Here is a 9776-nt window from a genome sequence, read left to right as displayed (position 1 = left end):
TTTAATTTTAAACAGGCTCTAAGAATCAATTTGTAAAAGTTACTAAGTTACAGCATCTCTTGTTTTTAAAAACTTTATCTTTGGAAACTCAAATTTAAAGAAAATGTTTACACCTGCAGAGCTTTTAGAAATCAACACACTTCTTATCCCGGAAAATAAAATTGTGATTCTCACCCACTATAATCCGGATGGTGATGCTATTGGCTCAAGCTTAGGATTGAAACATTATCTAAAGGCAAAAGGCATTGAGGCAGATGTTGTCGTTCCCAACGACTTTCCGAAATTTCTTAAATGGATGCCTGAAGCGAAGAAGAGTGTGATCGGAGAATATAAAAGGAAATTTGCTTTTGATCTGATTAATGAGGCAGATGTTATTTTTTGTCTGGATTTTAATTCTCCTTCCAGAATCGGACTTTTAGGAGACTGGCTGATGAAAGCAAAAGCAAAAAAAATTCTTATTGATCATCATCAGCAGCCTGAAGATTTTGATTTTGTTTATTCTGATACTGTGATTCCGGCAACCTGTCAGATGATTTATCATTTTATTGAAGCCATGGATGACGAAAAGCTTGTCAATAAAGATATTGCAGACTGCTTGTATACCGGAATAATGACAGATACGGGTGGATTTCGTTTCCGGTCAACAAGTGCAGATACACACAGAATTGTTGCAAATTTGATTGAGAAAGGAGCTGATCCTTCTGTTATTACTTCAAACACATGGGATACCAATACGGTTTCCCGACTGCATTTACTGGCTTTGATTTTGGGTAGGATAGAAGTGGTAAACAACGGAACAGTTGCCGTTTTATATCTTACCAGAAAAGAATTACAGGAGTACGGTTTTCAAAAAGGGGATACAGAAGGTTTTGTTAATTACGGTTTGAGCATTTTAGGAGTGAAAATGGCAGCCTTTTTCATGGAAGACCTATATGAAGACTTTATAAAAATATCTTTCAGAAGCAAAGATGATATGGATGTTAATCAGTTTTCGAGAAAGTATTTTAACGGCGGCGGTCACATCAATGCAGCAGGAGGTAAATCTCACGAAAATTTAATGGATACTATTGAAACCTTTAAAGAGAAAATAGAAGCCGAAGAAAGTTTATAGTTGATTTAGGAAACATGTTTATAGCCTTTTTCTTCGAGTTCCTTACATGTATATTCAAAAACTTCCTGAAACATTACATCCAGAAATTTTTTATTAAAAAGACTGAATTTGGTCATTTTTGGAGGATCCAGAAATATATCGCAGGATTTAGCTTTAGAGTAAACAGATTTCGCGATGGCAAGATGCAGAATCCGGTCAAATTCTTTCATCAGGCTCATGTTTTCAAGTTTGTCATAGCTGATTGAATTTACATGTGAGCCAATCAGAAAATCGCATTTATCAATAATGGGTTCTATAGGAAGATTGTCTAAAACACCACCGTCAACATAGATTTTTTGTCCGATTTTTACAGGCGGCAATACAAAAGGAACACTGGATGAAGCCAGAAGCGGAGCAAACAGTTCTCCTTTCGAGAAAAAATCTACAATCCCATGCGTCATTTCCGTAGCAGCAATATAGACGGGTATTTTCAATACTTTGAAATCGTCTTCGGGAAAATGATCTGTAAAAAGTTTCAGGATAAATTTTGAACTGAAAATTCCGTTTTTTGAAAGCTTCAGATAAGATCGGGAAAAAAAAGTAGTCTGTTTTACGATTTCAAACATTTCGTCAGGTGTTTTACCCAACGAATAAAATGCGGCAACAATAGAACCAGCACTTGTTCCTGAAATAATATGAGGCTTCAGGTTATATTCTTCCAGAGCTTTGAGAACAGCGATATGGGCAATTCCGCGCATTCCGCCACCTGATAAAGTAAGACCGATAACCGGTTTCTTTTTTTTGAAAGAGAATATTCCCATTTACAGAACAAATTTTTTCGGTAGATGATGAAGAAGCTCTGTATTGATGATTTCGGCACAGATTGATGGCTTTTCCCAATGACCATTATGTCCGCAATCCAGAATATAGGATTTGATATTGGTTCTGTCCGGAAGATTTTTAATCATGGTTTCGGTTTTTACTGCATTGTCATGCTTGCCGGCAATAACCAGAATTTTAGAATCAAGCTTTTCCAGAATATGTTTTCTTTCAGGTCTTTCTACCATTCCTTTTACACAGGCTAAAGCTCCGAGATTATTCGTAGAAAGGGCGACTTCAAGAGCGGTTTCTATTTTGCCTTCAAGAACATCTCTTTCATTGGGATTAAATAAATTAGGAATTCCCGCTTTTGCATAATGTGTGAAAGCATCTTTTATAATGCGGTAGCTTTTTCTGCGCTGCTCTTTTTTTTCTTCATCATCTGCTAAAAAAGTTGAGAAAAACAAAGTTAAAGTTTTCAGGTCTTGAGGAAACTTTTCAGCAAATGCAAGGGAAACATATCCTCCCATTGAGTGTCCCAGAAGATGAAAATTTTTTATTTTTTCCTGATCCAGAACTTTTTTTACCTCATCTGCCATTAGCTCCATAGTGTGGACTTCTGAGATGGTTTCAGACTTTCCGTGTCCAGGAAGGTCTATTTTAACCAAAGTAAAATCTTTGGAAAGCTTTTTTTCCAGATCATTCCAGATAGAAATATTTTCCATAAAACCATGAAGTAAAACGAGGGTTTCTTTTCCTTCTCCTTTTTTTTCAGAATTGAGCATGAGTTACAATTTAAAAGTGAATGTCAATGTAGTCTACAAATCCCGAACCGTTTACCATATCCTGTAGACGATAAGTTTTGCCTCCGTTTTTAGACATGAATGTTTTAGTACCTTTTCGGGTGTAAGGTTTGCCATTGTCATTCACCGAAATCTTTTGTGTAATTTCTCCTGTGAAATTCATGTGTTTTGGCGAAACAACCTGAACAAAACCTTTGATATTAACCGAGTTTTCTCCCGATTTTATACTTCCTGACAGATTATAATTATCTCTTTCTCCTTCAATTTTATCAAAAGTTACGGTACCCGAAATGGTGTTGAATGCCTGAGTTTCGTAGGTGAAACGGTGATTTCCGCTAAAGTCTTTGAAGCGGTTTTTGCTGTTGAGAGTTTTTATGCTGTCGTTACGCTTTGCCAGATTCACTGAATCAGCAATTTTAAGGCTGTCTTTTTGTTGATGTGTATTTTCGTCCGGACTTTTTTTTGAACATGAAAAACCAATGGTTAGAACAAATAGAGGAAATATTATTTTTTTCATTCAGGATTAAAAATTTTATTCTCAAATTTAAATAAAAAAAGAGCATTCTGAAAAATGCTCCGGTTAATTTTATTTTATCATGTCTTCATACACTTTCTTTTCCCAGTGTTTGATGTCGGCAATTCCGTAGCGGTCTTTTTTTGCGAGCGAAATATTATCCATCATATCCACAAAATTTTTGTAATTAGCTTCATCGGTGGGTTTAACAATAATGGTGAAAATTTCTTTTTTCGGAGCATTTTCATACGCCTGAGAAATGATTTTGGCAACCTTGATGCCATTATAATCGGTTTCTGTTAAACCTGATTTTTCAATGTCCTTTTCATTGCTTTGATGATAAAAAATACGGTTGTTTTTACCGATAATAAAAGTGATTTGATTTTTATCACCAATTACATTGGTCGATTCAACAGGACCTTTTGCGGGCAAGCCAAGATCCATCACATTGGGCTTTGTAAAATTGGTAGTAAACATGAAAAAAGTAATCAGGAGAAAACCTAAATCTACCATCGGAGTCATGTCTATACCGATTCTTTTCTTTCTTTGGCGGGATTTTCCGCCTTGCTTTTCTTGGGCAATAATTTCAGCCATAATTCAGTTTTTTTAATGTTAATAAATTTTTGATAAAACTCAGTTTCATCTGAATTGGGAGCAAAGTTTATACCTAAATTTTATTTTAAATGTTAAATAAATGATTTTATTGAATTTTATAAAATAAATTCGGCATAAAATTGAAAAAGCCTTATCAATTGTCTGATAAGGCTGTGATTTTTGTAAATAAAGAAATTTTATTTTTTGTTCTTGTAATAATTAACTCCGCATTCAAGGAATTTTTTAAATTTTTCTTTTTCCATATATCCGGATACAGGATTATTGATCACTTTTCCATCAGGAGTCAAAAGCACGTAATGCGGCTGGGAATTGTTGTTGAAATTAGCCGTCTGAAACAGGCTCCATCGGTCACCAATGGTTTTTACTTTTTTTACCTGTCCGTCTCCCAAATCAATTTTGGTTTTCTGATTTTCAGGAAGCTCTTCTTTGTCGTCGACATAAAGAGAAGCCAGCACAACATCATTTTGAAGAATAGGTAAGATATCCGGCTCGCTCCATACGAACTCTTCCATTTTCCGGCAGTTTTCACAACCGTAACCCGTAAAGTCTATTAAAATTGGCTTATTTTCTTTCTTGGCTAATTCTATGGCATTAAAAAAATCATGTTCAGGCTTCATTCCCAAAATTCCGTCATTTTCATTGTGGAAATAGCTGACATTTAACGGAGGTAAAATTCCGCTCAGTAATTGCAGTTTTGGTCTTTCTGCAGGAATTAACCCCTGAATCAGATAAATTACAAAACCAATTCCTAAAACCCCGATAAACTTTCGTGTCGTAGAAATTTTAGGTTTTTTATCATCATGCGGAAATCGTATCAATCCGAATAAATAAATAACCAATCCTATCGCAATGATAATCCAGATCGCAATAAAAAGTTCTCTTTTGATCATGAAGGTTTTAGAAACCAAATCAGCTTTTGATAAGAATTTTAAAGCTAAAGCCAATTCTACGAATCCTAAAACTACTTTCACGGTATTCATCCAGCCGCCGGATTTTGGTAAACTCTGTAAAGCCTGTGGAAATAATGCCAATAATCCGAAAACAATTGCCCAAGCCAATCCAAAACCTGCCAAAGCAAAAGTCAGCAGCATCGGAACATTTGCCGAACCCGTAATTGCACTTCCCAATAAACTCCCTAAAATAGGACCTGTACATGAAAATGAAACGATAACGAGGGTCAAAGCCATGAAGAAAATACCAATCATTCCGCCTGCTTCTTCAGCTTTTGAAGATTTGTTGGCAATAGAACTTGGCAGTGTAATGTCATAGTATCCGAAAAAACTTCCGGCAAAAAATATGAAGATCAGGAAGAATACGATATTCAGCCATACATTGGTGGAAATTTCATTGAAAATATTCCCTGCAATTCCGTCGATTAAATGAAAAGGAACACTTAATAAAACAAAAATCAGTAAAATGAAAAATCCGTAAATGATTGCGTCTCTTTTTCCTTTTGCCGGATTTTTGTTTCCTTTGGTAAAGAAAGATACCGTAAGCGGAATCATTGGGAAAACGCATGGTGTAAGTAAGGCGATTAAACCTCCGATGAATCCTAAAAACAGATATGTCCAATAATTTTCACTGATTTTTGACGAACCCGTTCCGCAGTCGGTTAAAGGATTGGCAATGTCAATTGAAGAAATTTTCAATTGTTTCGGATCAAGTTTAGGTGTTTCTGTAGATGTGATTTCTGTAGTTGTAGGATTTTCTGGTAAAAGCTGTGCAGCTGCAGAATCTTCTAAAGGCTTTGTTTCTTCTTCGGTGACCGCTTCATCAGTGGCGCCTTTCGGAGTGATTTTTTGATTAAATTCTAACGTGTTCGGCGCGAGACAAACCCTGTCGTCACAAGTTTGATATGTAATTTCTGCCACAGCATCACCTGCTATTGCAGGATCTTTAAGCTTGAATTTTTGCTTAAAAGCAACATTCTTAGAATAATACGCAATTTCCCCTCCAAATGCTTCGGAAAATTCCTGAATTTTCTTCCCTACTTCTATTACTTTTCCTACAGGAACTATGTTCTGCCCCGAAAGTTTTACTTCGGTAGGAATTGCCGTATCATCGGGAATATCTTTTGAATTGATGTGCCATCCGCTTTCAAGTGTGGCGTCCAGAACAGCTTCGTATTGATTATTGCCAAGCTCGTTGATTGTAAATTTGAATTTTACGGGGTTTTTGATCTGTGCAGAAAGACTAAAACTAATAAAAAGGAAAAGGAGAAACGAAATTTTATGAATAGAAGAGAATCTCATATTTTTATTTTATGTAAATACTATGATACAAAAGTAATTGTTTTTTGCAGATTAATCAACCGAAGAAATCTCCCTCAGCTTTTTTTCTATTGCTAAATTATTTTTCAGCGCTAAAAAGCCTTCTTTAAGATTCAGGTAAGGCAACCCTTTTTCATGATTTCTGCGGCTAATTTCTGCCATTATTCTCCAGTGTTTGGTAATTTCTTTCCACGCAAAAAACAAGGAATGTTTTGGGTCGTACATATGCGTTGGTTCGCTTTTAGCGCCGTTGATTTCAATGATTTTTAAATTCTTTCCCTCTTTTAGAAGTTCCAAATTTTCAAACATTACATCTAATCTTCCGAAATAAAAACCATTTACTTTGGTGCAGATTTCATCTATTTTTTGTGCTAATTTTTCTGTAATTTCGTTTGAAATGTCTAAGAATTTTGCTCCTCTTGTATGACTTCCGAACGGAATCAAAATAATTTCCTCGTTTTCAGGAACTATTTTCTTCATTTCGTTTCCCATTTTCTGTTCTATGGCTTTGATTTGGAAGGCACTTCTCGGATTTTCCATTACCAATTCTCTCAACGTTTTTTTACCATTTCCTTTTACCGAGAGAAATTCTTTTTTCACCATTCCTGTGATTTTTCCCGATTTTTGGTCTGGAAATCGGTGGTAAAAAATTCCGACTTCATTTTGGAAATTAATTTTTTCCTGAATTAAAAAATCATAGCGATTGTTTCGATGATAACTTTCTAATTCTGCAATATTTTTTATTTCAACAACGCCTAATCCTTTTAATCCGATATTGGGTTTTGCAATAATGGGAAAGTTGATGGTTTGTGATTTTAATTCAGATAAAATTTCCTGAAATGAAATTTCTGAAGACGCAAAAATGGTTTTTGGAATCCAGTTTTCGGGAATCAGATCGTAGATTTCTTTTTTACTTTCCATCGCCATTCCTCCGTATTTTATCGAAGGATTTGCACCGTGGAAAAACAAAAGCGTTCTTGCTTTCCAAGCGCAATACAGCCAAACCGGAAAAAGCGGCAAATAAATGGTAGGAGTGGACCAATATTCCCAATGTGCAATTTTATGAAGCCGATGTTTGAGTTTCATTTTTCAGGAAAATTTTTTCAGTTTTTGAAGATAAATTCAGTCGGTCGTAATGTTTCAGGGTAATTTCATCAGCAATGATAACCTGCGTTGTACTGATGGTTTGTATCGTATTTTGTCTTTTGATGGTAATTCCGTTTTCTAAGTCATCGGTTTTTTGCTGATGAAAATCCCAGATCTTTTCTTCGTTGATGGTTTCGTTTTCCAGAAATTCCTTAAAAATAGCGTTTCTTTTTTCCTGAGCTTCATCATCATATAAAGTTGCTGATGACCAGATGTATGGAAGATTAGAATCTAATATTTTAAAATGTTTTTGAGTTCCGTCCCAACGAAATTCTGCCAGTTCATTTTTCTGAAAAATCACCAATGTAAAAGGTTCAATATTTTGTAAATCAATTAATTCTAAAGATTTAAAAACATTTTTTGTTGATATCAAATCCAAAACAATCATTCCTCTGCTTTTTCGGTATTCTGTTTCTCTTTGATGATTTTTAAATGCACCATTCAATAAAACAATAGCATTTCCATTTTCGGTAACCGCAAACCAGGTTCCGTTTTTTGCAGCATCTTTCGGGTAGAAAATACCTTTGTCACATTGGATTTCCTGTGCGGAACGATAGGGTTTTTCATCACGGTTAGAAGTGACAACCATTTTGTTTTTCAGCGGAAAATAAGTTACCGTACACATCTAGTTGGAATTTTGAGTTTCTCTGTATTGAATTGTTGAAGGGGCGACTCCGAAATTTTTATGAACCAGCTGGCTCATTTTCATTTCGTTGCATGCTACTTTTATCAGCGCCTGATGATGGATACAATGCTCTATATTATACAAAAGTTCACGGTAAAAGTTAGTCGGAATCTCCAACTCAATTTCGCCTATTTTCTGTTGCAGAATGAGATTTCTGTTGGGCAGATTGATGGCTGAAATAATTCCGGAAATGGCTTCGATGGCTTTTTCAGGATTTCTTTCCAGCTCCAGATTTCTTTTTCTTTCATCATAGTTAATACAATCTGTAAAATAGGAATTCAATAAAATTTCCAGAAATTCTATGATGTGTCTTGTATGTCCGCCAACTGTAGATCCGTCTAGAGAAGCGATAGGAAATGTGTAATTTTCGGGAGTTATTTTTCGCAGTAAATGTTGCTGCTCTTCCAGAATAGTATTCAGAACTAAAAATACAGAATCATTTTTCATACTTTACTTTTTTGAATTTAATGGCAAGAATTCCACAGAAAATAATAACGGTCACTGCAAGATAAAACAGCTTTCCGTCATCATCATTCGTCTCAATTCCTAAGATAAGCAAATGTGAAACCATAGCTCCTATCATTGTAAAAAAACCTAAAATGGCGCCCCAAAAAGTGGTTTTGGGATTCAGTATTAAAATGGCAGTAATCAGTTCTAAAACTCCGGAAAAAATCCTTCCGTAAGGTTCTGCGTGAAGTTTTGAAAAAATGGCAACCGAATCCGGGTGTGCTGTGAATTTGAAAAATAGAGTTTGTAATAAAATAATGGCAGGAATTAATCGCAGTACCCAATTGATGTAGTTTTTCATCGTGATAAATTATTGTTTTTGAAGCAATGGGTAAGAAAACAAATGGTTGTATTGTCGGCAATGAACAACGGCGTATTTGTATTCCTCAAAATTGACTGTACTCGTGAATGTGTAAGTTTGTCCGCCATTTACCGTTTTCAGTTTTCCAAAAGAAATAAATTGCGAAGGTTGCTGCTCTTTGCTTACATAAACGTATAAATCCGGACCATTGCTTACTGTAAACTTATCGTCGAAAACTAAAGTGTATGTTCCGTTTTTCTCGCAGATTTCTGCTTTTCCGTTCACATTATTTCCATAAGGACCCTGCATAAAATTTCCGGAATATTTTAAGACCGAATTTTCGGGAGCCATTTCCATCAAGTCTTCCGTAGAAGTATTTTCTCTGATGCAGGAAACTAAAAACAGGGATGATAATAGTAATGTAATAAATGTTTTCATTGCTTTTATTTTGAAGTTAATTTTTTCCAATTCACATCGGCTTGTTTTTTCAGTTTGGCTTCGTTTTTATTCCAAGAAGTCAGCGTATTGTTGAAAAATTTATTGTAGAACAGGTGTGTTTTTCCGTCAATGATTTTAAAAGTGGTCGGGTTGATTTCCACTTTTTCGCCATAATCTCCCAATGCAAAAGCGCACCAACCACCGTAAACCGGTTCGTATTTGGAAGGATTTTTTGCAAGAAGTTCTTTGTTTTTTGCAGAAGAAGTGTAATAAATGGCTCCGTTTACGTTTACCGCAAATTCTTTTTTGCCTTTTACGGCTTTTTTCTGTTCGATGTATGCAACAGGATCGTACCCCTGAATGGCGAGTTTGTTGTCTAAATTTCGGTGTTCGTTTTTTTGTGAGAATGCAAAAAAAGGAAACAGAAAGAGAACAATGAGTGTGATGTGATTTTTCATAATTTTAACGATTAATGTGTTGTTATGCGGATGTTGCAGCCTGACCTGAACGGAGCTCTTTTTGCAAATTTTTGAGAAGGAAAAGCGGTGGAAAATTTGCAAAAAAGCGGGAGTGGAGGGCGGAAAAGCT

Annotated in this window: 12 protein-coding genes; 1 reads left to right on the top strand and 11 read right to left on the bottom strand. The window is 35.4% G+C overall.

Annotated features, from left to right (window positions below):
* Nucleotides 1-103: 103 nt before the first annotated feature.
* The gene (locus AC0NBN_RS16115) at nucleotides 104-1111 is read left to right on the top strand and encodes a DHH family phosphoesterase (protein ID WP_143885189.1); all 1008 of its coding nucleotides are present in this window, start codon (nucleotides 104-106) and stop codon (nucleotides 1109-1111) included.
* A gap of 5 nt (nucleotides 1112-1116) precedes the next feature.
* Here the strand turns inward: AC0NBN_RS16115 and AC0NBN_RS16110 are convergent, their stop codons facing one another.
* From AC0NBN_RS16110 to AC0NBN_RS16060, 11 genes are all read right to left on the bottom strand, one after another.
* Nucleotides 1117-1911, bottom strand: a complete 795-nt coding sequence (locus AC0NBN_RS16110; protein ID WP_160813007.1) for a patatin-like phospholipase family protein — start codon at nucleotides 1909-1911, stop codon at nucleotides 1117-1119.
* A complete protein-coding gene (locus AC0NBN_RS16105; RefSeq protein WP_160813006.1) occupies nucleotides 1912-2694 on the bottom strand; it encodes an alpha/beta fold hydrolase in 783 nt (260 codons plus the stop codon).
* 10 nt (nucleotides 2695-2704) lie between these two features.
* Nucleotides 2705-3229, bottom strand: coding sequence for a hypothetical protein (locus AC0NBN_RS16100; RefSeq protein ID WP_160813005.1), 525 nt, complete (start codon nucleotides 3227-3229; stop codon nucleotides 2705-2707).
* A gap of 69 nt (nucleotides 3230-3298) precedes the next feature.
* On the bottom strand, nucleotides 3299-3820 hold the full coding sequence (locus tag AC0NBN_RS16095) for an ExbD/TolR family protein (protein ID WP_160813004.1): 522 nt from the start codon (nucleotides 3818-3820) through the stop codon (nucleotides 3299-3301).
* Between the two features lie 197 nt (nucleotides 3821-4017).
* On the bottom strand, nucleotides 4018-6093 hold the full coding sequence (locus tag AC0NBN_RS16090; RefSeq protein ID WP_160813003.1) for a cytochrome c biogenesis protein CcdA: 2076 nt from the start codon (nucleotides 6091-6093) through the stop codon (nucleotides 4018-4020).
* A gap of 51 nt (nucleotides 6094-6144) precedes the next feature.
* Entirely contained in the window at nucleotides 6145-7197 is a 1053-nt protein-coding gene (locus AC0NBN_RS16085) for a D-alanine--D-alanine ligase (RefSeq protein WP_474468818.1), read from the bottom strand.
* Nucleotides 7172-7882 (bottom strand): NRDE family protein, encoded by a 711-nt coding sequence (locus AC0NBN_RS16080; protein ID WP_160813002.1) that lies wholly within the window; start codon nucleotides 7880-7882, stop codon nucleotides 7172-7174. The genes AC0NBN_RS16085 and AC0NBN_RS16080 overlap by 26 nt, the downstream gene beginning before the upstream one ends.
* Nucleotides 7883-8389 (bottom strand): DinB family protein, encoded by a 507-nt coding sequence (locus AC0NBN_RS16075; protein ID WP_160813001.1) that lies wholly within the window; start codon nucleotides 8387-8389, stop codon nucleotides 7883-7885.
* Nucleotides 8379-8750: a DoxX family protein gene (locus tag AC0NBN_RS16070; protein WP_160813000.1), complete on the bottom strand. Its 372-nt coding sequence runs from the start codon at nucleotides 8748-8750 to the stop codon at nucleotides 8379-8381. Before AC0NBN_RS16070 ends, AC0NBN_RS16075 begins: the two co-directional genes overlap by 11 nt.
* Before the next feature lie 9 nt (nucleotides 8751-8759).
* Nucleotides 8760-9188: a DM13 domain-containing protein gene (locus tag AC0NBN_RS16065; protein ID WP_160812999.1), complete on the bottom strand. Its 429-nt coding sequence runs from the start codon at nucleotides 9186-9188 to the stop codon at nucleotides 8760-8762.
* A 5-nt stretch (nucleotides 9189-9193) separates the two neighbouring features.
* On the bottom strand, nucleotides 9194-9646 hold the full coding sequence (locus tag AC0NBN_RS16060) for a YHS domain-containing (seleno)protein (protein ID WP_160812998.1): 453 nt from the start codon (nucleotides 9644-9646) through the stop codon (nucleotides 9194-9196).
* Between the last annotated feature and the right edge of the window lie 130 nt (nucleotides 9647-9776).

This window comes from Chryseobacterium sp. L12, from assembly GCF_056133985.1.
The sequence above is the reverse complement of the archived record's forward strand: the minus strand, read 5'-3'. Positions and strand labels throughout refer to the sequence as shown.

What these genes read in the sequence shown, in the direction of transcription:
- AC0NBN_RS16115 (WP_143885189.1), top strand. Translation starts at nt 104, where the DNA reads ATGTTTACACCTGCAGAGCTTTTAGAAATCAACACACTTCTTATCCCG.
- AC0NBN_RS16110 (WP_160813007.1), bottom strand. Translation starts at nt 1,911, where the DNA reads ATGGGAATATTCTCTTTCAAAAAAAAGAAACCGGTTATCGGTCTTACT.
- AC0NBN_RS16105 (WP_160813006.1), bottom strand. Translation starts at nt 2,694, where the DNA reads ATGCTCAATTCTGAAAAAAAAGGAGAAGGAAAAGAAACCCTCGTTTTA.
- AC0NBN_RS16100 (WP_160813005.1), bottom strand. Translation starts at nt 3,229, where the DNA reads ATGAAAAAAATAATATTTCCTCTATTTGTTCTAACCATTGGTTTTTCA.
- AC0NBN_RS16095 (WP_160813004.1), bottom strand. Translation starts at nt 3,820, where the DNA reads ATGGCTGAAATTATTGCCCAAGAAAAGCAAGGCGGAAAATCCCGCCAA.
- AC0NBN_RS16090 (WP_160813003.1), bottom strand. Translation starts at nt 6,093, where the DNA reads ATGAGATTCTCTTCTATTCATAAAATTTCGTTTCTCCTTTTCCTTTTT.
- AC0NBN_RS16085 (WP_474468818.1), bottom strand. Translation starts at nt 7,197, where the DNA reads ATGAAACTCAAACATCGGCTTCATAAAATTGCACATTGGGAATATTGG.
- AC0NBN_RS16080 (WP_160813002.1), bottom strand. Translation starts at nt 7,882, where the DNA reads ATGTGTACGGTAACTTATTTTCCGCTGAAAAACAAAATGGTTGTCACT.
- AC0NBN_RS16075 (WP_160813001.1), bottom strand. Translation starts at nt 8,389, where the DNA reads ATGAAAAATGATTCTGTATTTTTAGTTCTGAATACTATTCTGGAAGAG.
- AC0NBN_RS16070 (WP_160813000.1), bottom strand. Translation starts at nt 8,750, where the DNA reads ATGAAAAACTACATCAATTGGGTACTGCGATTAATTCCTGCCATTATT.
- AC0NBN_RS16065 (WP_160812999.1), bottom strand. Translation starts at nt 9,188, where the DNA reads ATGAAAACATTTATTACATTACTATTATCATCCCTGTTTTTAGTTTCC.
- AC0NBN_RS16060 (WP_160812998.1), bottom strand. Translation starts at nt 9,646, where the DNA reads ATGAAAAATCACATCACACTCATTGTTCTCTTTCTGTTTCCTTTTTTT.